The sequence below is a fragment of the Fructilactobacillus sp. X3R2C1 genome, assembly GCF_059901235.1.
Window position 1 is genome coordinate 1 of record NZ_JBWXVA010000024.1, and the last position, 281, is coordinate 281.

Annotated in this window: 1 protein-coding gene; it reads left to right on the forward strand. The window is 49.1% G+C overall.

From position 1 onward, the window contains the following. Positions 1-281: hypothetical protein (locus AC6UDB_RS07010; RefSeq protein WP_500709545.1), on the forward strand; the 281-nt coding region annotated here is incomplete at both ends.

Consider the following 281-nt stretch of genomic DNA (forward strand, 5'->3'; position numbering starts at 1 on the left):
TCATACCCGTTGCACTTTCTATGGCCATGATCACTGCCGCATTAGTCACTCCACATGCCGCTGCTGCCGATGTTAATGCTTCCTCCGCCCCAGTGACAATTAAAACCGAAGTGTTGCCAAGCCAGAAGTCTAGTTCTACCCTTGTAGATGTGTCCTCTTTGTTGCAGAAATTCAGGGATATTAGCAACTTCGCCACAGGGGATCTCGCCAAAGATACGGCTTATGCATTGAATATCGTATCCTGGCAGATGCCGCACGGCGGCTTTTACAAAGACATGGAG